This window comes from Methylobacterium sp. WL64 (genome assembly GCF_008039945.1).
Lineage (GTDB): Bacteria > Pseudomonadota > Alphaproteobacteria > Rhizobiales > Beijerinckiaceae > Methylobacterium.
This window is the reverse complement of record NZ_VRVA01000019.1, coordinates 15,938-37,688: the sequence shown is the minus strand read 5'-3', so window position 1 is coordinate 37,688 and position 21,751 is coordinate 15,938. Positions and strand designations below refer to the sequence as shown.

Annotated in this window: 19 protein-coding genes; 10 read left to right on the top strand and 9 right to left on the bottom strand. The window is 68.8% G+C overall.

Annotated features, from left to right (window positions below; genetic code table 11):
* The first annotated feature begins 33 nt into the window (after positions 1–33).
* Positions 34–507: a carboxymuconolactone decarboxylase family protein gene (locus FV242_RS11760; RefSeq protein WP_147939047.1), complete on the top strand. Its 474-nt coding sequence runs from the start codon at positions 34–36 to the stop codon at positions 505–507.
* A 283-nt stretch (positions 508–790) separates the two neighbouring features.
* On the opposite strand, the gene cobT is transcribed toward FV242_RS11760, so the two are convergent.
* The 4 genes from cobT to FV242_RS11740 all read right to left on the bottom strand — a co-directional run bounded on the left by cobT (position 791) and on the right by FV242_RS11740 (position 5,074).
* Positions 791–2,698, bottom strand: a complete 1,908-nt coding sequence (gene cobT / locus FV242_RS11755; protein ID WP_147939046.1) for a cobaltochelatase subunit CobT — start codon at positions 2,696–2,698, stop codon at positions 791–793.
* 6 nt (positions 2,699–2,704) lie between these two features.
* Positions 2,705–3,211 (bottom strand): DUF29 domain-containing protein, encoded by a 507-nt coding sequence (locus tag FV242_RS11750; protein WP_246692674.1) that lies wholly within the window; start codon positions 3,209–3,211, stop codon positions 2,705–2,707.
* Positions 3,212–3,216: 5 nt separating this feature from the next.
* Positions 3,217–4,200 (bottom strand): cobaltochelatase subunit CobS, encoded by a 984-nt coding sequence (gene cobS / locus FV242_RS11745; RefSeq protein WP_147939045.1) that lies wholly within the window; start codon positions 4,198–4,200, stop codon positions 3,217–3,219.
* Between the two features lie 247 nt (positions 4,201–4,447).
* A complete protein-coding gene (locus FV242_RS11740; RefSeq protein ID WP_147906321.1) occupies positions 4,448–5,074 on the bottom strand; it encodes a J domain-containing protein in 627 nt (208 codons plus the stop codon).
* A gap of 108 nt (positions 5,075–5,182) precedes the next feature.
* On the opposite strand from FV242_RS11740, the gene FV242_RS11735 reads away from it, so the two are divergent.
* Positions 5,183–5,479 carry a BolA family transcriptional regulator gene (locus FV242_RS11735; protein WP_147906322.1) on the top strand — a complete coding sequence of 99 codons (297 nt, stop codon included), beginning with the start codon at positions 5,183–5,185 and terminating at the stop codon, positions 5,477–5,479.
* A 158-nt stretch (positions 5,480–5,637) separates the two neighbouring features.
* Positions 5,638–6,069, top strand: coding sequence for an alternative ribosome rescue aminoacyl-tRNA hydrolase ArfB (arfB, locus tag FV242_RS11730; protein ID WP_147939044.1), 432 nt, complete (start codon positions 5,638–5,640; stop codon positions 6,067–6,069).
* A 103-nt stretch (positions 6,070–6,172) separates the two neighbouring features.
* Here arfB and FV242_RS11725 read toward each other — a convergent pair whose 3' ends face one another.
* Both FV242_RS11725 and FV242_RS11720 read right to left on the bottom strand, forming a co-directional pair.
* Positions 6,173–6,967 carry a YoaK family protein gene (locus FV242_RS11725; RefSeq protein WP_147906324.1) on the bottom strand — a complete coding sequence of 265 codons (795 nt, stop codon included), beginning with the start codon at positions 6,965–6,967 and terminating at the stop codon, positions 6,173–6,175.
* 81 nt (positions 6,968–7,048) lie between these two features.
* Positions 7,049–7,996, bottom strand: a complete 948-nt coding sequence (locus FV242_RS11720; RefSeq protein ID WP_147939043.1) for a class I SAM-dependent methyltransferase — start codon at positions 7,994–7,996, stop codon at positions 7,049–7,051.
* 69 nt (positions 7,997–8,065) lie between these two features.
* Between FV242_RS11720 and FV242_RS11715 the strand changes: the two genes are divergently transcribed.
* The 4 genes from FV242_RS11715 to FV242_RS11700 all read left to right on the top strand — a co-directional run bounded on the left by FV242_RS11715 (position 8,066) and on the right by FV242_RS11700 (position 12,209).
* On the top strand, positions 8,066–9,121 hold the full coding sequence (locus tag FV242_RS11715; RefSeq protein ID WP_147939042.1) for a ligase-associated DNA damage response exonuclease: 1,056 nt from the start codon (positions 8,066–8,068) through the stop codon (positions 9,119–9,121).
* The gene (locus FV242_RS11710) at positions 9,118–10,833 is read left to right on the top strand and encodes a cisplatin damage response ATP-dependent DNA ligase (protein ID WP_147939041.1); all 1,716 of its coding nucleotides are present in this window, start codon (positions 9,118–9,120) and stop codon (positions 10,831–10,833) included. The genes FV242_RS11715 and FV242_RS11710 overlap by 4 nt, the downstream gene beginning before the upstream one ends.
* On the top strand, positions 10,830–11,297 hold the full coding sequence (locus FV242_RS11705) for a secondary thiamine-phosphate synthase enzyme YjbQ (RefSeq protein WP_147939040.1): 468 nt from the start codon (positions 10,830–10,832) through the stop codon (positions 11,295–11,297). The genes FV242_RS11710 and FV242_RS11705 overlap by 4 nt, the downstream gene beginning before the upstream one ends.
* Positions 11,298–11,417: 120 nt before the next feature.
* Positions 11,418–12,209, top strand: coding sequence for a flagellar hook basal-body protein (locus FV242_RS11700; RefSeq protein ID WP_147939039.1), 792 nt, complete (start codon positions 11,418–11,420; stop codon positions 12,207–12,209).
* A gap of 16 nt (positions 12,210–12,225) precedes the next feature.
* On the opposite strand, the gene FV242_RS11695 is transcribed toward FV242_RS11700, so the two are convergent.
* The 3 genes from FV242_RS11695 to FV242_RS11685 form a co-directional block, all read right to left on the bottom strand.
* Positions 12,226–13,776: an efflux transporter outer membrane subunit gene (locus tag FV242_RS11695; protein ID WP_147939063.1), complete on the bottom strand. Its 1,551-nt coding sequence runs from the start codon at positions 13,774–13,776 to the stop codon at positions 12,226–12,228.
* Between the two features lie 143 nt (positions 13,777–13,919).
* A complete protein-coding gene (locus FV242_RS11690; protein WP_147939038.1) occupies positions 13,920–17,069 on the bottom strand; it encodes an efflux RND transporter permease subunit in 3,150 nt (1,049 codons plus the stop codon).
* Between the two features lie 15 nt (positions 17,070–17,084).
* Positions 17,085–18,398, bottom strand: a complete 1,314-nt coding sequence (locus FV242_RS11685) for an efflux RND transporter periplasmic adaptor subunit (protein ID WP_147906331.1) — start codon at positions 18,396–18,398, stop codon at positions 17,085–17,087.
* A 296-nt stretch (positions 18,399–18,694) separates the two neighbouring features.
* On the opposite strand from FV242_RS11685, the gene FV242_RS11680 reads away from it, so the two are divergent.
* From FV242_RS11680 to FV242_RS11670, 3 genes are all read left to right on the top strand, one after another.
* Complete coding sequence (locus FV242_RS11680; protein ID WP_147906332.1) at positions 18,695–19,696, top strand: GTP-binding protein; 1,002 nt, start codon at positions 18,695–18,697, stop codon at positions 19,694–19,696.
* Positions 19,697–19,878: 182 nt separating this feature from the next.
* On the top strand, positions 19,879–20,358 hold the full coding sequence (locus tag FV242_RS11675) for a hypothetical protein (protein WP_147939037.1): 480 nt from the start codon (positions 19,879–19,881) through the stop codon (positions 20,356–20,358).
* A 116-nt stretch (positions 20,359–20,474) separates the two neighbouring features.
* Positions 20,475–21,737 carry an O-antigen ligase gene (locus tag FV242_RS11670; RefSeq protein WP_147939036.1) on the top strand — a complete coding sequence of 421 codons (1,263 nt, stop codon included), beginning with the start codon at positions 20,475–20,477 and terminating at the stop codon, positions 21,735–21,737.
* The last annotated feature ends 14 nt before the right edge of the window (positions 21,738–21,751 follow it).

Sequence of the window (21,751 nt, the reverse complement as noted above, 5' to 3'; positions counted from 1 at the left end):
CTGATTTTAGCGCGAATGGTGGGAGGGCGCACGATGTTCGATGTCGAACCGTCTGACGACGCGGGCTTTTCGTACGACCTGTTCAGGACCGGGTTACCGGCGGCTCACGCCGCGCTTCTCGCCCTCGGCAAGGCCGTCGATGAGGCGGGTCTCGACAAGCGCCTCAGCGAGATCGTGAAGATCCGCGTGTCGCAGATTAATGGATGCGCGTTCTGCGTCGGCTTCCATCTCGACACGGCCCGCCGGCTCGGCCTTGCCGAGCACACCCTCGATCTGGTTGCGGTCTGGCGCGACAGTCCGGTCTTCTCTCCGCGTGAGCGCGCCGCCCTGGCCTGGGCCGAGCATCTCACGCGCATGGCCGATGGGGCGGCACCCATGGCCGAACAATCGCCGTTGTTCAGCCGGGACGAGATGCTGCTCCTGACCGTCGCGATCGCCAACATCAACGCCTGGAACCGCATCGCGGGGGGCCTGCATTTCGCGCCGCTCGCCCGTTCGATGAGCTGAGGGCCATGCCGATTCGCCTTGCTCCCGAACAGCTGACGCATTTTGCGGCCACACCTCTGTCCGGACCCGACGACCTCGTCGCGCGCTGACGACGCCAGACCCAAGATTCTATCGCCACGGCCTCGTCGCCGGCGCGCCCCGCGCCAACATCGCTGTTACCGATCGAACCTACCGGACCCCGTGGCGCCGGTCGGAAGCCGAAAGTCCGTTACCCCGTCCCGGAATCCAAACACGGCCAGACGAGATGGCCGTGGAGTCGGGGCTTTACCCCGACGCCCTCCCGTCAACGCCGTCCGCCGGCCGCACGCAGGGCCCGGCCTACCGGGGCCGGCGATCCGTTCTCCTCGAACAGCTCGGCGAGCTTCTCGGTCATGGCGCCGCCCAGCTCCTCGGCGTCGATGATCGTCACGGCCCGACGATAGTAGCGGGTCACGTCGTGGCCGATACCGATGGCCAGAAGCTCCACCGGCGAACGGGTCTCGATCTCCTCGATCATCCAGCGCAGGTGCCGCTCCAGGTAGTTGCCGGCATTGACCGACAGGGTCGAGTCGTCGACCGGCGCGCCGTCCGAAATCACCATCAGGATCTTGCGCTGCTCGGGGCGGCCGAGCAGGCGCTTATGCGCCCAGTCCAGGGCCTCGCCGTCGATGTTCTCCTTCAGGAGACCCTCGCGCATCATCAGCCCGAGATTCTTGCGGGCCCGACGCCACGGCGCGTCCGCGGACTTGTAGACGATGTGGCGCAGGTCGTTCAGGCGGCCGGCGTTCGGCGGCTTGCCGGCGGCGAGCCAGGCCTCGCGGCTTTGGCCACCCTTCCAGGCCCGGGTCGTGAAGCCCAGGATCTCGACCTTGACGCCGCAGCGCTCCAGCGTCCGCGCCAGGATGTCGGCGCAGGTTGCAGCCACGGTGATCGGACGCCCGCGCATCGACCCCGAATTGTCGAGGAGGAGCGTGACCACGGTGTCGCGGAAGTTGGTGTCCTTCTCCTGCTTAAAGGAGAGCGGCTGGTAGGGATCGATGACGACGCGGACGAGCCGCACCGGATCCAGCTGGCCCTCCTCGAGGTCGAAGTCCCAGGCCCGGTTCTGCTGCGCCAGGAGGCGGCGTTGCAGCCGGTTGGCGAGGCGGCCGACGACGCCCTGCAGGTGCGAGAGCTGCTTGTCGAGGTAGCTGCGCAGACGCGACAGCTCCTCGGCGTCGCACAGCTCCTCGGCGTGAATGATCTCGTCGAAGCGGGGGTTGAACACGCGGTATTCCGGCCCGCGGGCCTCGTTACCCTGGCGCTGGGGCGGCTTCGATGCCTCCGAGGCTTCCTCGGATTCCGCATCCTCGGCCTCGTCGGGTAATTCGCCGGACGGCGCGTCGGCGGATTCCTGAGCGCCCTCCTCGATCTCGTCGGAGGCTTCCTCCGAGGTCTCGATCTCGGCACGCTCGCCCTGGCTCTTCTCCTCGGAATCGCCCTCGCTCGGGTTCTGCTCGTCGTCCTGGGCGTCGTTCTCGTCGTCGTTCTCGTCATCCTCGGAGTCGAACGGCGTCTCGTCCGACATGTCGAGGGAGGTCAGCAGGTCACGCACCGAACGGGCGAACTTGCGCTGGTCCTCGATCGACCCGATCAGGCCATCGAGGTTGGGGCCGGCCTTGGCCTCGATATGCGAACGCCACAGCTCGACGATCTTGGCGGCCGCCTCGGGGGGCTGCTGCCCGGTGAGGCGCTCGCGCACCATCAGGGCGACGGCGTCCTCCATCGGCGCGTCGGCCCTGTCCGTGATGGTCTCGTACTTGCCGCCGCGATGGTAGCGGTCCTCCAGCATCGCGGTGAGGTTGCTGGCGACACCGGTCATCCGCCGTGACCCGATCGCCTCGACGCGGGCCTGCTCGACCGCGTCGTAGACCGCGCGGGCGGCGGCGTTCTCGGGAGCGAGCCTGCGGTGCACGGCGATGTCGTGGCAGCCGAGCCGCAGCGCCATGGCGTCGGCATTACCGCGTAGCACCGCCACGTCCTGCGCCGAGAGCTTGCGGGGTGGCTCTGGCAGGCGGGCCTTGTCACCGGTGAGCGCCGGCCGGTCGGTGGCGTAGGTGACCTCGACTTCCGACCGGCGGGCGATGGCGCGCAGGCACCCGGCCACCGAGCGCTTCAGGGGCTCGGCCACGGATTCGCGGCGCTCGCCGGGCTTGCGGTTGGAGATGGACATGCGGGGCTACCGGTCGGCCTCGAATTCGAAGGGGCGATTCACGATGGCGTCCCCGTTGTAGGGACACTCCGCGGGCAGTGTTTCGAGCGAGCGCTTCATCGTGCGCGCGGCCCGGAGCTGACCAAGCCGATAGCGATCAGCGACAGCCTCGACGATGCGCGACTCAAGGCCCGAGTTCCTGTGCAACTGCGTGTTGATCCGCATCCGCTGCTCGGCGATCGTGCGCGACCAACTTAAGCTGCGCTTTTCGGGTCCATGGCCCCATTTGGGCACGTGGGCCAACGATACCTCGATCGCGCTCTCGAGCTTATCGGATTGTTCCAAGCCAACCTCACGCAACGCCTCGGCGACGTCGTCGAGGTCGAGTACGTCCACTTGGCCGGAACGGAGCAGTGCGACCCGCCCCTGAAACCAGATGAAGATATCGTCCGCATGGCACGCCCGACCCTTGGCATGCGAAGCCGCCGAAGCGTCTTCGCGTGTCCATGCCGGATGCGCCATCGTGTCCCCCATGCGGTTCAGCTCAAGGCGACGTTCATCGCACTCTCGGGCAGCTCCTTGCCGAAGGCCCGCTGGTAGAACTCGGCCACGAGGGTCCGCTCCAGTTCGTCGCACTTGTTCAGGAAGGTCACCCGGAACGCGAAGCCCACATCCTTGAAGATGTCGGCGTTCTCGGCCCAGGTGATCACCGTGCGCGGGCTCATGACGGTCGAGAGGTCGCCGTTCATGAAGGCGTTGCGGGTCAGGTCCGCCACGCGCACCATCCGGTTAACGATGTCCCGGCCCTGGTCGCTGCGGTAGTGCAGCGCCTTCGAGAGCACGATGTCGACCTCGCGGTCGTGCGGCAGGTAGTTCAGCGTGGTCACGATGGACCAGCGATCCATTTGGCCCTGATTGATCTGCTGGGTGCCGTGATAGAGGCCCGAGGTGTCGCCGAGCCCGACCGTGTTGGCCGTGGCGAACAGCCGGAAGGCCGGGTGCGGGCGGATCACGCGCTTCTGGTCCAGCAGCGTCAGCCGGCCCGACAACTCCAGCACGCGCTGGATCACGAACATCACGTCCGGGCGGCCGGCATCGTACTCGTCGAACACCAGGGCGACGTTGTTCTGGAGCGCCCAGGGCAGGATGCCATCCTGGAAGGCGGTGACCTGCTTGCCGTCCTTGAGCACGATCGCGTCCTTGCCGACGAGGTCGATGCGCGAGACGTGGCTGTCGAGGTTGATCCGGATGCAGGGCCAATTCAGCCGGGCCGCGACCTGCTCGATATGGGTCGACTTGCCGGTGCCGTGGTAGCCCGTGACCATCACGCGGCGGTTGCGCGCGAAGCCGGCCAGGATAGCCAGCGTCGTCTCCCGGTCGAAGATGTAGTCCGGATCGAGATCGGGGACATGCTCCTCGGGCTCGGCATAGGCCGGGACCTTGAGGTCGAGGTCGATGCCGAAGACCTCGCGGACGGAGACGGTGCGATCGGGCAGCGCGGCGGGCGTGTCGTCAGAGAGCATTCGGAACCTCGTGAGGCGCGGCGGCTCCGGCCCGAAGGAAGGGAGCATCCGCGCGGAAGAACGTCGAGCCGGGCATCCGCCGCGGGGCGGACTCAATCCTTAAACGGCGGCGCGGTGCGGCGCCACCAACCGGCATGAACCCCATATAGGGTCCCGCCCGGCAATTTGCCTTATCCTAGAGCGATCACCGTCGAAGGGGATGCCTTGCGGCCTCACGGCGCTCAGGATTGCATCGTTCGTGCCGCTGTCAGCAGAGTCCGGCGGCGCGCAAGACGTCATGGGCGCGGATGATGTCGCGCAGACGCTCCTCGAACGAGCGGTCGCCGCCATTGGCGTCAGGGTGGAAGCGCTTCACCAGCGCCTTGTACTGCGCCTTGATGGCCGGCCCGTCCGCCCCCTCCTCGAGGCCCATGACGTCGAGGGCGCGGCGTACCGTGGCTGTGCGGCGGGGTTTCTCCGGCTCCGGCTGGCTGTTGCGCCGACGTCCGTCGCCGACGCCCGCGCCGCGCAGGATGCCGAGCGGATCGACGTAGGCCCAGTCCCGGGTCGGCTCCTCGGCCGGCTTGCCCTGACCCGCGGGGTTCACGCCCATCGCCCAGGTCGGGCGGTGCCCGATGATCGCGTCCTTCTGGTAGGCTTGGACGGCGGCATCGTTCATGCCGTCGAAGTAGTTATAGCTCGCGTTGTAGGCGCGGACGTGATCGATGCAGAACCGCCAGTACTGGCCTTCCGCCTTCCGGCCCTTCGGGGCGCGGTGCGGGCCCGGCCGGGTGCAGCCCGGGCTCTCGCACAGGGCCTCGGCCGCGGGCTTCGGCTCGTCGCAAGACGGTTTCCTGATCCGGATGCTGTCGAACAGGCGCGAGTTGAGATCCATGACGGGCCGATTATGAGGGGGCAAACCGGAGACACAAGGGCACCGGGCCTGATGACGCATGCGTGGGATCGGGCTTGACGGATGCCGGCGACGTGAGGTGAGGGCAGGATGACGGACGGGACTGGTGAGGACGGCACCCTTCGGGGCTGGATGGAGGCGAAGCTGCGCGCGGAACTCGCGCCGGCGCACCTCGATGTGATCGACGAATCGCACCTGCATGCGGGCCATTCCGGCGCGCGGCCCGGGGGCGAGACCCATTACCGGCTCGACATCGTCGCATCGGCGTTCGAGGGCAAGAGCCGTGTGGAGCGGCACCGCTTGGTCAACGCGCTCATGGACGAGGCTTTCGGGCGTGGCCTGCACGCCCTGGCGTTGCGCGTCCGGACCCCGGCCGAGGCCGGCTGAAGCCCGGTGTCGCCGGTCCGGCGCGGTCGATAAGACGGTACGAGGGATATGGCGACCGTGGTTCCGGTGCGCATCCGAGAGATCACCGGTTTCCCACGTGCACGGGTGCGCTGGCACACAGGCCGCTGCCATATGCCAGTCTCGTACCGGAGTTCATCATGTCCCTGCGGGTGAACGCACGGATCGCCATCGCGGACGACGAGATCGAGCTGTCCTTCATGCGTGCCTCCGGGGCGGGCGGACAGAACGTCAACAAGGTCGAGACCGCGGTCCAGTTGCGCTGGTCGGTCCTGGCCTCCCCCTCGGTCGACGAGCGGGTCAAGGCCAACCTGTACAAGCTCGCCGGCCGGCGCCTGACCAAGGATGGCGTTTTGATCCTGTCCGGGCAGCGGCACAGGACCCAGGAGCGCAATCGGGCCGACGTGCTGCAACGGCTGGTCGATCTCGTGACCGAGGCGGCTAAGCCGCCGCCGCCCATCCGTCGCGCGACGAAGCCAACCAAGGGCTCGAAGGAGCGGCGCATCGGCGCCAAGAAGAGCCGTGCCGTGGTCAAGCAGGGGCGCGGCAGCTATCGGGATTCCGAGGGCTGAGCCGGCCCGCTGCCGGTCAGGCTGAGCGGCTGGGGCGGCTTCACGTCCTTGACGTGCCGGGCTCGCTCACGCCGAGCGAGCCGCGACCTCCGCGGCGAGCGATCTAGTGGATCGCGTCGATCACCTCCGCCTTCGGGCTCGCGTCGGGGGCGGGCGACGAGCCGGCGACCAGGGTGCTTCCCGGCTTGGCGATGGTGAGCGCGATCGCGATCAGCGCCAGGATGGCCGCGAGGCCGGCGGGGAACAGGAAGGCGGATTCGCCGTAGCGGAGATCGAGCAGGCCGCCCAGCACGGCGCCGGTGCTGAGACCGGCCCAGAGCGGCGCCTGGATCCAGAACGACGGGGCCACCGTGCCGAGGAGCAGGTTGGCGCAGCCCGTCCCGAACCGCACCACCGCGCCGGTCACGTAGGTCAGTGCCAGTGAGCGGCCGCCTTCATCCTGAAGCGTCGCGTTCTGCAGGCCCAGAGCCAGCACGATCGGGTAGGCGTGCAGCGGATAAGCGAAGGTGCCCCAGGGCATCAGCAGTCCGCCCGCGAGCAGCAAAGCCTGGAGCGTCAGCAGGACGGCCAGCCGCCAGCGCCCGACCCAGGCGGCGATCAGCGTGCCCAGGAAGGCGCCGAAGCAGAACAGGCTGATCGTGCTGGCGACGCGGGTGACGTTCTCCCAGTCGCCGTTGGAAACCGCCACGCCGAATCGGGTCGTGTTGCCCGACATGAACGACATGAACAGCTGCGAGAATTCCAGGAAGCCGATGGAATCGGCGCAACCCGCCAGCAACGCCAGCGCGATGGCGAAGGAGATGCGCGTCCGGGGATCCGCTGGGAAGGACCGGTCCGCTGGCAGGTCGGGCTTGCGCTCCGGTGCGCGCCCATCGTCCCTGCCGCCGAAATCCGCCATGCCAATCCCCGATCCCATCGCCGCAGGTCATGCGGCCGACAGACAATGGACGAACAGCCAAGCAGTTTCATGCCGGGGGAATCATCGGCGTGTGCGGTGCAGCACGACGACTCGGCCCTGCACCGGCCGGCCGCCTTCGCGCCGCACATCGGCTTCGTGCAGCCGTAAGACCTCCAGGCCCGCACCGGAGGCCGCCGCGGTGACGTGGGCGTCGGCGTGGGCGTAGCGCCCGTCCGCCCCCAGGACGCCGTCGTCGCCGTCATGAGACTGCACCGTGAAGGCGGCCAGGCCCCCGGGCCGAAGGACGCGGGCGACCTGCTTCAACACAGGCGCGAGATCCGCCACGTAGATCAGCACGTCCGCCGCCAGGCAGAGGTCGGCGGATTCCGACGGCTCGGCCCCCAGGAAGGCGGCCAGGTCGCCCTCGGCCACGCGGTCGTAGAGCGGCTGGCCGTTCTGCATCTTGGTCCGCGCCAGCGCCAGCATGCCGGGCGAGAGATCGACCCCGGTGAGGTGCCCGACCCGGTCGCGGATCGCCGCGCCCATCAGGCCTGTGCCGCAGCCGAGGTCGAGCGCCACATCGAACCGCTCCGGCTCCGGCGGCAGGGCGTCGTGGACCAGTTGGGGGCCGATATAGCCCAGCCCGTCCACCAGGTGGCGCTCGAAACGCGGGGCGTAGCCGTCGAACAGGGCCCGGACATAGGCCGGCGACAGGGCCGGCAGGTCGCCGCCTTCCCCCAGGCGGACGAGGTGCGCCCGCACGCCGAGGGTATCGTCGGGGTCGATGTCGAGGGCACAGGCATAGGCCCGGGTCGCGGCCGCTCGCAGGGCCGGGTCGTCGCCCCGGACGGCCAGCCCCTCCCGGGAGCGGCCCAGCACCAGCCAGGCCGGCGCGTAGCGGGGTGCGATCTCCAGCGCCTGCTCGGCGAGGTCGGCCGCCCCGGCATGGTCGCCATCCGCCAGGCAGGCCTCGGCGTAGCGATAGCGGCGGTCGGCGAGGAGGTCACCGGAACTGTGTTGCGTGGCCATGCGTCTGCCGGGTCGGAGGCGCCTATATACCGGGGCCACCGGCGGACTCCACCGGCAGCAGCGGGCCCGATGCCGACACGCGCGAGCGATCTCCTCACCCTGACCCGCGAGGGCCTCTACTGTCCGCTCGGCGGCTTCCACGTCGATCCGACCTGGCCGGTCGAGCGCGCGCTGATCACCCACGGCCATGCCGACCATGCCCGGGCCGGCCACGGACACGTGCTGGCGACGCCCGAGACCTTGCGGATCATGGCGGTGCGCTACGGCGAGGATTTCTGCCGCCAGCGCCAGGAGGCCCGGCTCGGCGAGGCCCTGCGCGTCGGCGACGTCACGGTGCGCTACGCCCCCGCCGGCCACGTGCTCGGCTCGGCGCAGATCGCCATCGAACGGGACGGCGTCCGCGTCGTGGTTTCGGGCGACTACAAGCGGGCGCCGGACCCGACCTGCCTGCCGTTCGAGGTGGTGCCCTGCGACGTGTTCATCACCGAGGCGACCTTCGGCCTGCCGGTCTTCACGCATCCCGATACGCGGGACGAGGTCCGCAAGCTGATGGCTTCCGTGGCCCTATTCCCGGAGCGCGCCCACATCGTCGGCGCCTACGCGCTCGGCAAGGCGCAGCGGGTGATGGCACTGCTGCGCGAGGAGGGCTGGGACCGGCCGATCCACCTGCATGGCGCGATGGAGAAGCTGACCGAGCTGTACAAGCGCGAGGGCATCCCCCTGGGCGAGACCCCGAAGGTCGTGGCCGCCGACCGCAAGGATCTGCACAGGGCCATCGTGATCTGTCCGCCCAGCGCGATGCAGGACCTGTGGTCGCGCAAGTTTCCCGACCCGGTGACCTGCTTCGCGTCCGGCTGGATGCGGGTTCGCGCCCGCTCGCGCCAGAAGGGCGTCGAGCTGCCGCTGGTCATCTCCGACCATTCCGACTGGCCGGACCTGTGCCGCACGATCCGGGACACCGGCGCCGGGGAGGTCTGGGTCACTCACGGGCAGGAGGATGCGCTGGTCCATTGGTGCGGGACGCAAGGGATCAAGGCCAAGCCGCTGCACATGCTGGGCTACGGGGACGACGGTGAGGCGGAGCCGGTCCCCGCAGGCGTCGCCGAGCCGGAGGTGGCCGCGTGAACGACTTCGCCCACCTCCTCGACCGCCTCGCCTATGAGCCGCGCCGCAACGCCAAGCTGCGTCTGCTCCAGGACTTCTTCGCCCGCACGCCCGACCCCGAGCGCGGCTACGCGCTCGGGGCCATGACCGGCACGCTGAATTTCCGCGAGGCCAAGCCGGCGCTGATCCGCGGCCTGGTGGAGGCGCGCATTGACCCGGTCCTGTTCCGGCTGTCGCACAACTACGTCGGCGATCTGGCCGAGACCACGGCGCTGATCTGGCCGGGGCCGGTGGCGCCGCGTGAGCCCGGACTCGGACACAACAACCCACCGCCCCACGTTCCGACCCTCGCCGAGGTGGTGGAGACCCTGGCGACCATCCCGAAGAAAGACCTGCCCCGCCACCTCGCCGAGTGGCTCGACGCCCTCGACGAGACCGGGCGCTGGGCTCTCCTGAAGCTCGTCACCGGAAATCTGCGGGTCGGCGTCTCGACCCGGCTCGCCAAGACCGCGGTGGGCGCGTTGGGTGGCCATGAGGCGGATGCGGTGGAGGAGGTCTGGCATGGCCTCACGCCACCGTTTGAGAGCCTGTTCGCCTGGGTCGAGGGTCGGGCCGAGCGCCCCGAGACCTTGAATCCGGCCCCGTTCCGGCCGCCGATGCTGTCGCATCCGATCGAGGAGGAGAGCGATTTCGAGAAGCTCGAGCCGGAAGCGTTCTCGGCCGAGTGGAAGTGGGACGGCATCCGCGTCCAGCTCGTCGGCGGGCGCGACCAGGCGGGCGTGCAGGTCGCGAAGGTCTATTCCCGCACCGGCGAGGACATCACCGGTGCGTTCCCCGACCTCGCCGAGGCGATCGGCTTCACGGGGACGCTCGACGGCGAGCTGCTGATCCTGCGCGAGCGCCGGGTCCAGAGCTTCAACGTCCTGCAGCAGCGCCTGAACCGCAAGGCCGTCACGGCCAAGCTCCTGGAGGAGTTCCCCGCCCATGTCCGGGCCTACGACCTCCTGACGCTGGACGGCGAGGATCTGCGGGCCGACCCGTTCGCGACCCGGCGGGAGAAGCTGGACGCCCTGGTCACCCGCCTCGACCACGCGCGGATCGACATCTCGCCCCTGGTGCCGTTCGCGGATTGGGAGGCCCTCGCCGCCGCCCGGGCCGATCCGGCCGCGGTGGGAGCCGGCGAGGACGCGGACGCGATCGAGGGCGTGATGCTCAAGCGCCTGAACAGCCCCTACCTGCCGGGCCGCCCGAAAGGCCCTTGGTGGAAGTGGAAGCGCGAGCCCCATGTCGTCGATGCCGTGATGATGTACGCACAGCGCGGCCACGGGAAGCGTTCGTCGTTCTACTCGGACTACACGTTCGGGGTCTGGCGGGAGGCCCCCGAGGGCGGGGACGAGCTGGTGCCGGTGGGCAAGGCCTATCACGGCTTCACGGACGCGGAACTCGCCAAGCTCGACCGCTACGTCCGCAACAACACCACCAAGCGGTTCGGCCCGGTTCGCGAGGTCACCCACGGGCATGAGGCCGGGCTCGTTTTGGAAATCGCCTTCGAGGGCGTCCAGCGCTCGACCCGGCACAAGTCCGGCGTGGCGATGCGCTTCCCCCGGGTCAGCCGGATCCGGTGGGACAAGCCCGCCGCCGAGGCCGACCGGATCGACGTGCTGGAGCGGATCCTGGCCCGCGGCGAGCGCGAGATCGCGCCCGGGGCAGCGTTGATGGAGTCGGGGACATGAAGCAGGGGACAATCGGTCCGGTCGAGCCGCTGGCCTCCGTCGCGGTGGAGCGCCATGCGAGCGGCCGCCTGACCATCGCGACCCCGGGGCAGGGGTTCACGGATTTCACCGGCGCGGTCGCGGAGTTCGTGCGCGGCAGCGGGATCCGGGACGGGCTCGTCACGGTCTTCTGCCGGCACACCTCCGCTTCTCTCACCATTCAGGAGAATGCCGACCCGGACGTGCAGACCGACCTGATGACGGCCCTCGACGGCTTCGCGCCGCGCGGCGCCCCCTACGTCCACGGTTCCGAGGGACCGGACGACATGCCGGCCCATATCCGCACGCTGGTCACCGATTCGGCCTTGAGCATCCCGCTGGTCGAGGGCCGTCTGGCCCTGGGCACCTGGCAGGGGATCTACCTGATCGAGCACCGCGACCGGCCGCATCGGCGGGAGATCGTCGTGAGCGTGATCGGCGCGTGAATCGGGGCGCTTGGCCCGGCGCAGGCAGCAACATTCGCTGACACACGGCGGCTTAACCATGCCGCGGGCAAGAACGCCCTGGGATCCGCTTCCGCGCCGGTCTCGCGAAGGGGGACCCCGATGGGCTTGTTCGACGCGCTCTCGAATTCGGTGTCCGGCGCCTCGGCGCAATCCCTGGCGCTCAACAACATCTCCGGGAACATCGCCAACACCCAGACTGCGGGATACAAGACCACTGAGACGAGTTTCGCCGACATGCTGGCCCAGACCACCGCAAAGGCGCAGTCGAGCGGCGGCGTCGCGACCAGTACGCGCGACACCCTGGGGCTCCAGGGCACGATCCAGTCCACCGGGGTCACGACCAACCTCGCCATCTCGGGCAACGGCTATTTCGTGGTCCGGTCGAACACCGGCACGCCGCAGAGTCCGAGCTTCACCGGCGAGACCGGCTATACCCGCCGCGGCGATTTCGACCCGGATGCGAACGGCTATCTCGTCAACGGCGCGGGCTATTACCTGTTCGCCGGCCCGGCGGCGACCGCGCCCGTGCAGGTTCCAACCGGGACCGACACCCTGGCGAGCCTCACGGTCTCGCCCGCGGGCACCCTCACCGGTACGGGCGCGGACGGCGGCACGGTGCCGCTCGGGTCGCTGACGCTGGCGCAGTTCGGGGGCCAGGACACTCTGACCTCGCTCGACGGCGGCACCTACGTGGCCAACGGCCAGTCCGGCGCGCCAAGCTTCGGGTTCGCGGGCGCGACCATCGCGGCCGGGTCGGTGGAGCAGTCGAATGCCGGCATCTCGGACCAGTTCTCCAAGATGATCGAGACCCAGCAGGCCTACACGGCCAACACGAAGGTCATGAGCGCCGCCGACCAGATGCTGCAGGACGCCATCGCGATGGATGTGTGAGGCCCGAGGGCGCGCCTTACAGGAACTTCAGGGGGTCGGTCTCGGGCGGGGGCGGGGCCACGTCGTTGCGGTTCCACCAGCCGCCGCCGAGCGCCACGAACAACGCCGCGCTGTCGCCGTACTGGGTGGCGCGGGCGGCCGCCGAGGTGACCAGCGCCGAGAGGTAGCCCTGCTGGGCGATCAGCACCTGGGTCGAGGTGACGGCGCCGGCCGTGTATTGCTTGCGGATCAGCCCGAGGCTCTGGTTGGTCGCGCTCACCGCGGCATCGGCGGCGGCCACCGCCTTGGCGTCGGCCTGGAGCGCCCGCAGGGCGTCGGCGACGTTCTGGAACGCGGTGATCACCGTCGCCTTGTACTGCGCCTGTGCCTGGGTCAGCGTCTCCTCGGCTGCCCGCTGGCGCCGGAACAGGGTGCCGGCGTCGAAGATCGGCGCCGTCGCCTGGCCGATGATCGTGAAGAACGCCGCCCCGGGATTGGCGACCTGGGCGAGCCGCACGGCGCTGGAACCGCCCGTGGCGGTCAGGCTGAATTGCGGCAGGCGGTTGGCCACGGCGACGCCGACGCTGGCACTCGCCTGCTGCACCAGGGCCTCGGCCGCCTTCACGTCGGGGCGCTGCTGCACGAGGCGTGAGGGCAGGCTGACCGGGAGCCTTGTCGGGAGCCGCAGGGCCGAGAGCTGGAAGGTCTCCGCGATCTCGTTGGAGGGCAGGCGCCCGGCCAGCGCCGTGAGGAGGTTGCGCTGCTGCGCCAGCTGCTTCTCCAGCGGCGGCAGCAATTGCTGCGACAGGGCCAGGGCGGCCTGCTGCTGGACCACGTCGGCTCCGGCGATCTGGCCCAGCGAGAGCTGCTTGTTGAACAGCTGCAGCACCTCGGTCTGTGCCTGGATAACCTTGCGGGTGGCGTCGATCTGCGCCCGCAGCGCCGCCTCCTGGATGGCGGCGGCGACGACGTTGCCGGTGAGGCTGAGATAGGCCGCCTCCAGCTGGAAGCGCTGGTTCTCGGTGGTCGCCTCAAGCGATTCGATCTGCCGGCGGTTCCCGCCGAACACGTCGGGATTGTACGAGACCACGGCCTGCGGCGTGTACAGGCTGTAGAGGTACCGAGACTCGTTGTTGAGCGGCGATTGCAGGTCGAGGCCCGGTGCCAGGACGCCTTGGGCCTGCGGGGTCGCGGACAGGCTTGGATAGAGCGTGCCCTTCTGGGCCAGCACGTTCTGCTGCGCGATCCGCAGCGACGCCTGCGCGGCCTCTAGATTCGGGTTGTTCGCCAACGCCTGCTCGACCAGCTGGTTCAGCGCCTTGGAGTGGAACAGCGTCCACCACTGCCCGGGGATGTCGGCGCCGGAGACGAAGCTCTGGTCCGCCGATCCGCCCTGTCGGGTGCGGATGTTGTCGGCGGCCGAGGGATTCTGGAGCGGCTCCTTGGTGTAGCGGCCCACCGGGGGCGCCTCGGGCGGCACGAAGTTCGGGCCGACCGCACAAGCCGACAGGGACAAAGCCGATAGGGACACGGCCGCCGCCAGCATGATGGCCGCACGACCGCACCGATTCGGCGCCAACGCCACCATCATGCCCCCGAAACCCCTCCCTCGGTAGAGCGTCCCGGCGGACGACCAAGTCAATCCGACGGTGCCGCGATCCTGTGCGCCGGAGCCGCGCTGTGGCGCCCGGGCCACGTGACGATGCCCGGCACGCGTCGCTCTCGCCCGGCTCATGCCGCCACCCGGTGCCCGGTCACGGCCCGCCCGTTCGGATTCGGGTGCCGCCGCGAGAACAGCGAGATCAGCACCGGCACCACCACCAGGATCAGGTTGGGCGCCAGGATGATGCCGCCGACCACCACCAGGGCCAGGGGCTTCTGCACCTGCGAGCCGATGCCCGTGGAGATCGCCGCCGGCAGAAGGCCGACGCAGGCGGCCACGCAGGTCATCATCACCGGGCGCATCCGCACGATCGCGGCGTTCCACACCGCGTCCTTGCGCTGCCAGCCCTCGTCGAGCAGCTGGTTGTAGTAGGCCAAGAGGATCACGCCCTCCATGGTCGAGATGCCGAACAGCGCGATGAAGCCGATCGCCGCCGAGATCGAGAACGGCGTGCCGGTCAGTGCCAGCGCAAAGATGCCGCCGATCATCGCCATCGGGATCACCGACAGGGTCAGCAGCATGTCCGCCACGGACGAGAAGTTGATGAACAGTAGCAGCGCGATCAGCACCAGGGTGACCGGCACGACCAGGCTGAGGCGGGTCGCGGCGTCCTTCAGGTTGGTGAACTGCCCGACCCACTCCATCCGGTAGCCCGGCGGCAGGTCCACCGCCTCGGCGACCTTGCGCTGCGCCTCGATCACCGCGCTGCCGAGGTCGCGCCCGCGCACCGAGAACTTCACCGGGATGTAGCGCTCCTGGTCCTCGCGGTAGATGAACGAGGCGCCCGAGACGAGGTCGACATCGGCGATCTCGGAGAGCGGCACCTGGATCACGCCGCCGTTGGGATTCTGGGCGCCCACCGCGATGTTGCGGATCCCGGCCAGCGACGAGCGGTATTCCTTGGCCAGCCGCACCCGCATGGAGAAGTGCCGGTCGGAGCCGTACTCGTAGAGGTCGCCCGCGGTCTGGCCGCCGATCGCCGCCTGGATCGTGGTGTTCACGTCGCCGATCGAGAGGCCGTAGCGGGCCGCCTTGTGGCGGTCGACGTCGATCCGCACGGTCGGCTGGCCCAGCGATTCGAACACCGCCAGGTCGCTGATGCCGGGCACGGAGGCCAGCGCCGCCTTGACCGCGTTGGCGGTCTTGGTGAGCTGGGCGAGGTCGCTGCCATAGATCTTGACCGAGTTCTCGCCTTTCACGCCCGAGGCCGCCTCCTGGACGTTGTCCTCAATATATTGCGAGAAGTTGAACTCGATCCCCGGAAACTCGGCGTCGAGCTTCTTGCTCAGGTCGTGGATCAAGCTGTCCTTGTCGAGGCCCTTGCGCCATTGGTCGATCGGCTTGAGCGGCGCCAGGATCTCGACGTTGAAGAACCCGGTGGCGTCGGTGCCGTCGTTGGGCCGGCCCTGGTGCGAGATCACCGTGACGACCTCCGGGACCTCCTGGAAGATCTTGCGCAGGCGCTGGACGTAGTCGTTGCCGGCCTCCAGCGAGATCGAGGACGGCATGGTGCCGCGCACGTAGAGGTTGCCCTCTTCGAGGCGGGGCAGGAATTCCAGGCCGAGGTTCCGGGCGGCCAGCCCCGAGGCCAGCAGCACCACCAGCATCACCGAGAGCGCCAGCACCCGGTTCTTGAGGCCGAAGGCCAGGATGCGCTCGTGCCCGGCCCGCAGGACCCGCACGATCAGGGTGTCGCGCTCCTCGAGCTTCTTCGGCAGGATGAGCGCCGAGAGGGCCGGCGAGACCGTGAACGTCGCCAGCAGGCCGCCGACCAGCGCGTAGGCGTAGGTCTTGGCCATCGGCCCGAAGATGTGGCCCTCGACCCCGCTCATCGTGAACAGCGGCAGGAAGCCGACGATGATGATGATCGCCGAGAAGAAGATCGCCCGGTTCACCTCGACGCCGGCGATCGCGATGATGCCGAGCCGGCCTTCGAGCCCCCCTGGCGCCTTCTGACCCTCGGAATGCTCGGGCTCGGCGAGGTGCCGGAACACGTTCTCGACCATGATCACCGTCGCGTCGACGATCAGGCCGAAATCGATCGCGCCGAGCGACAGGAGGTTGGCCGAATCGCCCCGCACCACCAGGATCAGGATCGCGAAGCCCAGGGCGAACGGGATCGTGGCCGCCACGATGATCGCGCTGGTGAGCGACCCGAGGAACAACCACTGCACGATGAACACCAGCACCACCCCGAAGACGAGGTTGTGCATCACCGTATGGGTCGTGGTGTGGATCAGCCCCGACCGGTCGTAGATCCGCTCGATCTTCACGTCGGGCGGCAGGATCGTCGAGGCGTTGATCTTGTCGATCTCCGCCTCGACCCGCTGCAGCGTCGGCAGGCTCTGGCCGCCGCGGCTCATCAGGACGATGCCCTCGACCACGTCGGACTGGTCGTCGTGGCCGACGATGCCGAGCCGCGGGGCGTTCGACACGCGTACCTCCGCCACGTCCCGCACCAGCACCGGCGTGCCGTTGACGAGGCTGATCATCGTGTCCCGGATGTCGTCCATGTCGCGGATCAGGCCGATGCCGCGCACCACCGCGGATTGCTGGCCGACATTCAGGGTCTGCCCGCCGACGTTGATCGAGGCGTTGTTCAGCGCCGTGGTCAGCTGGACCAGGGTCAGGCCCTGGGCCTGGAGGCGGTTCAGGTCGACCGCGACCTCGTATTCCTTGGCCTTGCCGCCGAACGCGGTCACGTCGGTGACGCCCGGGATCGCCTTGAACCGCCGCTGCAGCACCCAGTCCTGCAGGGTCTTCATGTCCATGGGCGAGTAGCCCGCCGGGCCGACCAGCTTGTAGCGCATGATCTCGCCCACCGGGCTCGTCGGCGAGATCTGCGGCGTGGCGCCGTTGGGCAGGGGCGGGGCCTGCGACAGGCGATTGAGCACCCGCTGCAGCGCCTGTTCGTACGTGTACTCGTAGTTGAACTGGACCTTCACGTCGGACAGGCCGAACAGCGAGATCGTCCGCACCACCTGGGCGTTGGGGATGCCGGCGAGCGCCACCTCCAGGGGAATGGTGATGTAGCGCTCGATCTCGTCGGCGGATTGGCCCGGGTTCTGGGTGATCACGTCGACCAGCGGCGGCACCGGGTCGGGATAGGCCTCGATGTTGAGCTGCGTATAGGCGCCGTAGCCGATTCCGAGCATCACCACGAACAGCAGCACGACCAGCACGCGCTGGCGCAGCGAGAAGACGATCAGGCTGTTCATCGCCCGGGTTCCCGCTCAGGACGCCTTGTCGCCGGAGGCCGCCCGGTCGATGAACAGGGCCCCCCGGGTCACGATCTGATCGCCCGCATGCAGGCCGTCGACGACCTGCGCGTTGTCGCCGTTGATCACGCCGAGCTTGATGTCGCGCGCCTCCACGGCGCCGTCCTGGCGGGCCACCCACACATGGGTACGGTCGCCCTCGTACACGATCGCGGCGACCGGCACGCTCGGGCTCGGCTCGCCCTTGCCGGTGATGATCGTGTAGGTGGCGAACATCTCCGGGCGCAGCACCCGGTCGGGATTGTCGACCTCGCTGCGGACCGCGAGCCGCCGCGTGGCCGGGTCCAGGCTCGCGGCCATGTAGTTGACCCGCGCCTTGAACACCCGCGCCCCGAAGCCCGCCACCTTCGCCTCGACCTCCTGGCCGATGCGGATCTTCGGGATCTCGCTCTCGCGCACGTTGGCGACGAGCCACACCGTGGACAGGTCGCCGATCACGAAGACCGGGTCGCTGGAGGCGGAGAGGAACTGCCCGGTGCCGACCTTGCGCTGGACGATCGTGCCGGCGATCGGCGCCCGGATCTGGGTCTCGGGGCTGAGCCGGCCGTTCTTCTCGTAGGCGACGATCTCGGCGTCGGACTTGCCCAAAAGCCGCAGCCGGTTCCGCACGGCGTCGAGGGACGCCTCCGCGGTCTTCAGGTCGCTCTGCGCGGCGATGACGTCGTTCTGCGCCGACTGGTAGTCCTTCAGCGCCACCGCGTGGGCCTGGAACAGTTCCTGCTGGCGCGCCGCGATGGTCTGGTCGAGCTTCAGCAGGGCCTGCTGCTTCTGGAGATTGTTCAGGGCGGCCTGATAGTCGTTCTGCGCTTGGACCATGTCGGTGGCCTCCAGCGTCAGCAGCACGTCGCCGGCCTTCACGTCGTCGCCCGCCCGGGCCAGCACCTTGGTCACCCGACCCGCGTAGGGCGAGACCACCGGCACGTTGTCATCGTCGTTGAGCGCGATGCGCCCCTCCGCGGAGCCCTCCGGGCGGAACATCTGAGTCGCCACAGGCAGGATCTCGAACGCGGCGCGCTGTTCCTTGCTCGGCCGGAACACCCGCTCCACCGTCCCGGCCTTCTCGGCCTCGATCCCCGCATCCGGGTTGCCCGATCCGAACAGCCCGGCGACGACGCCCGAGACGGCCTCGCGGGCGCGGTCCGAGACGGCCAGCGCCAGGCCGCCCGCGACCGCGATCAGCACGAGGACGATCAGGGGCCAGGGCGTGCGGCGCCGGCGCGCGGATGCGGCGCGGGCCTCATCCTGGTCCAGAGGATTGCGGGCGTCCATAAGGTTGGTCTTCTGGGTCCGGGCGAGGGACCGGGATGGCAGATGAGGACAGGCTTCAGCCCAGACCCCGGCCGTTTCATGGTGATCGGAGTCGCTTGTCGAGGCGTGCCATCCGGGCTGAGGTCCCGGACGGCACCACGTGCCTAGAGCAAAGCTTGGCTGATCCGCAATCGATCGGGGGGCCAGGTCGCGAAACCGTGTGGCTCCGTCTTCCTTCGCCGGGATTTGTTACAATATGACAACGCTCCCGGGCCAGAAGCCCGATCCGTCCCGCAGATCCGATCGAAGAATCCGCCATGACCGACATGAGTTCTGCTTCCGCCCCATCCGGTTCGACCGCCGGCAAGATCCCGGTCACCGTGCTCACCGGCTATCTCGGCGCTGGCAAGACCACGCTGCTCAACCGGATCCTTACGGAAAACCATGGCAAGCGTTACGCCGTGATCGTCAATGAGTTCGGCGAGATCGGTATCGACAACGACCTCGTCGTCGGCGCGGACGAGGAAGTGTTCGAGATGAACAACGGATGCGTCTGCTGCACCGTGCGCGGCGACCTGATCCGGATCATGGACGGCCTGGTCAAGCGGCGGGGCAAGTTCGACGCAATCATCGTCGAGACCACCGGGCTGGCCGACCCGGCCCCGGTCGCCCAGACTTTCTTCGTCGACCAGGATGTCGGCGACGCCGCCCGCCTCGACGCCGTGGTGACGGTGGCGGACGCCAAGTGGCTGTCCGACCGCCTCAAGGACGCCCCGGAGGCGAAGAACCAGATCGCTTTCGCGGACGTGATCCTGCTCAACAAGAGCGACCTCGTCTCGCCGGAAGATCTGGACCGGGTCGAGGCCGAGATCCGCGGCATTAACCCGCTGGCCAAGCTCCACCGCACGCAGAACTGCGCCGTGCCCCTGGAGGCCGTGCTGGAGCGCAACGCGTTCGACCTCGACCGAATCCTCGAGGTGGAGCCGGATTTCCTGGAGTCGGGCCACCATCACCATCACGATTCCGAGATCCAGTCGGTCTCGGCCAAGATCGACGGCGAGGTCGATCCGGAGAAGTTCATGCCCTGGATCTCGAACCTGACCCAGGTTCAGGGACCGGACATCCTGCGCTGCAAGGGCATCGTGGCCTTCCCCAACGAGCCGAAGCGCTTCGTCTTCCAGGGCGTGCACATGATCCTCGACGGCGACGTCCAGGGGGATTGGCGCCCGGACGAGAAGCGGGTCTCCCGGGTGGTGTTCATCGGCCGCAACCTCGATCCGGTGGCGATCCGCCAGGAATTCGAAGCCTGCCGGGCCTGATCGAATGCCGCCCGGCTGGACCCGGGCGGCATTCGCCGGCGTGTCGCGGTTCCGCGTCGTCGGCGGCAGCGGGGTGACGGCGCAGCGCTCACAAGCACTTGTATAGCGACCGATTGTCGGAGCGAATGTCCTCGATATAGCGTATCGATACGGATCGATATCGACGCGGGGGGGATTTCGCCATGGTACGTCTACTTCTGACCGCCGCCATACTTGCTGGCAGCACCGGATTGCTCGTCACGCCGGCGGCGGCCCTGTCCGCCAAGGATTGCTCGACCAAGTATCAGGCTGCCAAGCAGGCCGGGACGCTCAACGGCCAGAAGTGGAACGACTTCCGCAAGGCGGAATGCGGGGCCGAGGCGTCGAACACGACGGCCAACACGGTGCCGAATCCTGTGGCACCCGGTGCGACGAAGCCCGCGGCCCCGGCTCCCGCGCCGCAAGCCCCGGCCGCGAGATCGACGGCGGCCCCGGCCGGGACGGCCGCCTATCCGTCCGCCGTCGATCCGAAATATGCGAGCGAATCCGCCGGGAAGGCGCGGATGCATACCTGCCTCGACAGCTACAACGCGGCCAAGGCCGCCGGGACGCTGGGCGACGCGAAATGGATCCAGAAGGGCGGCGGCTTCTACTCGGTCTGCAACAAGCGGCTGAAGGGCTGACGCCACCCGCCGAGAGGAACGGGTCCGCCCGGAGGCGCAGCCGATTCTCAACCATTGGATGTCATGGCTACCGGATGTGCGGGCCCGCGTAACCGGCCCGCGGAGTCCGCGTATCCATGGCTCAGACCGCAGCGCCCGCAATCCCGGTCCCGTCGGGATTGCCCGCCGGGATCCCGCTCCTCGGGGTCATCCGGGGGCTGGCCATGGCGCTGTTTGCCGCCTTCATCTTCTTCGCCTGCTTCGCGTTCTCGGAAACCTCGCCCTACGATGCGGTGGCGATCCCCACGATCCTGCTGTGGCTCTGCCTCGGCGTGCGCCTGCACCGTGGGGCGGTACCGCTGCTCGCGCTGCTGCTGCTCTACCTGGTGGCGATCGTCACGGCGCTGTTCCCGTACCTGAACGAGGAGTTCCCGGTCACCTGGACGATCCAGCTGATCTACCTCGTGATCACCTGCGTGTTCTTCGCGATGTTCTTCTCGGAGGACACGCACGCCCGCATGGAGCTGGCGCTGAAGGCCTACACGGTGAGCTGCGTGTTCTCCGCGGCGCTCGGCATCGTCGGCTACCTGCAATGGCTCGGCATCGAGGACCTTTTCTACAAGTACGACCGGGCCTCCGGCACCTTCCAGGACCCGAACGTGTTCGGCTCGTTCCTGACGCTCGGCGCCCTGTACCTGATGCACGGCCTGCTCACCGGCAGCGCCCGGCGCCCGCTGGTAGCGCTGGCCGGGCTGCTGATCATTTTGGCCGGCATCTTCCTGTCGTTCTCGCGCGGCTCCTGGGGCGGCAGCGTCGTCGCCGTGCTGCTGATGGTCGGCTCGGTCTACGCCGGCAGCGGCTCCGTCCGGCTGCGCCGCCGCATCGTGCTCCTGACGCTCGCTACATTGGTGCTCGCCACGATCGCCGTGATCGGCCTCCTGTCGGTCGAGCACGTGCACAAGATGTTCGAGACCCGGGCGGCCCTGACCCAGGATTACGACCAGGGGGAGACCGGCCGTTTCGGCAACCAGGTCCGTGGGTTGGCGATGCTGCTGGAGCGCCCGTTCGGGATGGGGCCGATGCACTGGCGGTTGGTCTTCGGTCTCGAGCCCCACAACTCCTATATCGGCTCGTTCGCCAACGGCGGCTGGCTCGGCGGGGTGGTGTTCATCGGCCTAGTCCTGGCAACCAGCTTCGTGGGCTTCCGCCTGCTGGTGCGGCCATCGCCCGTCCGGGCGCATGCCCAGATCGTCTGGCCGGCCCTGCTGATGTTCTTCCTCCAGGCGTTCCAGATCGACATCGAGAAGTGGCGCCACGTCTACATGATGCTCGGGATGGTCTGGGCGCTGGAGGCGGCCCGGCTGCGCGCCCCCTGGATCGGCGGATCCGGCCGCCCGTGAGGGCGACGTGATCG

Excerpts from the sequence above, each read along its gene's own strand:
- FV242_RS11760 (WP_147939047.1), top strand. The coding sequence starts at position 34 with ATGTTCGATGTCGAACCGTCTGACGACGCGGGCTTTTCGTACGACCTG.
- cobT (WP_147939046.1), bottom strand. The coding sequence starts at position 2,698 with ATGTCCATCTCCAACCGCAAGCCCGGCGAGCGCCGCGAATCCGTGGCC.
- FV242_RS11750 (WP_246692674.1), bottom strand. The coding sequence starts at position 3,211 with ATGGGGGACACGATGGCGCATCCGGCATGGACACGCGAAGACGCTTCG.
- cobS (WP_147939045.1), bottom strand. The coding sequence starts at position 4,200 with ATGCTCTCTGACGACACGCCCGCCGCGCTGCCCGATCGCACCGTCTCC.
- FV242_RS11740 (WP_147906321.1), bottom strand. The coding sequence starts at position 5,074 with ATGGATCTCAACTCGCGCCTGTTCGACAGCATCCGGATCAGGAAACCG.
- FV242_RS11735 (WP_147906322.1), top strand. The coding sequence starts at position 5,183 with ATGACGGACGGGACTGGTGAGGACGGCACCCTTCGGGGCTGGATGGAG.
- arfB (WP_147939044.1), top strand. The coding sequence starts at position 5,638 with ATGTCCCTGCGGGTGAACGCACGGATCGCCATCGCGGACGACGAGATC.
- FV242_RS11725 (WP_147906324.1), bottom strand. The coding sequence starts at position 6,967 with ATGGCGGATTTCGGCGGCAGGGACGATGGGCGCGCACCGGAGCGCAAG.
- FV242_RS11720 (WP_147939043.1), bottom strand. The coding sequence starts at position 7,996 with ATGGCCACGCAACACAGTTCCGGTGACCTCCTCGCCGACCGCCGCTAT.
- FV242_RS11715 (WP_147939042.1), top strand. The coding sequence starts at position 8,066 with ATGCCGACACGCGCGAGCGATCTCCTCACCCTGACCCGCGAGGGCCTC.
- FV242_RS11705 (WP_147939040.1), top strand. The coding sequence starts at position 10,830 with ATGAAGCAGGGGACAATCGGTCCGGTCGAGCCGCTGGCCTCCGTCGCG.
- FV242_RS11700 (WP_147939039.1), top strand. The coding sequence starts at position 11,418 with ATGGGCTTGTTCGACGCGCTCTCGAATTCGGTGTCCGGCGCCTCGGCG.
- FV242_RS11695 (WP_147939063.1), bottom strand. The coding sequence starts at position 13,776 with ATGGTGGCGTTGGCGCCGAATCGGTGCGGTCGTGCGGCCATCATGCTG.
- FV242_RS11690 (WP_147939038.1), bottom strand. The coding sequence starts at position 17,069 with ATGAACAGCCTGATCGTCTTCTCGCTGCGCCAGCGCGTGCTGGTCGTG.
- FV242_RS11685 (WP_147906331.1), bottom strand. The coding sequence starts at position 18,398 with ATGGACGCCCGCAATCCTCTGGACCAGGATGAGGCCCGCGCCGCATCC.
- FV242_RS11680 (WP_147906332.1), top strand. The coding sequence starts at position 18,695 with ATGACCGACATGAGTTCTGCTTCCGCCCCATCCGGTTCGACCGCCGGC.
- FV242_RS11675 (WP_147939037.1), top strand. The coding sequence starts at position 19,879 with ATGGTACGTCTACTTCTGACCGCCGCCATACTTGCTGGCAGCACCGGA.
- FV242_RS11670 (WP_147939036.1), top strand. The coding sequence starts at position 20,475 with ATGGCTCAGACCGCAGCGCCCGCAATCCCGGTCCCGTCGGGATTGCCC.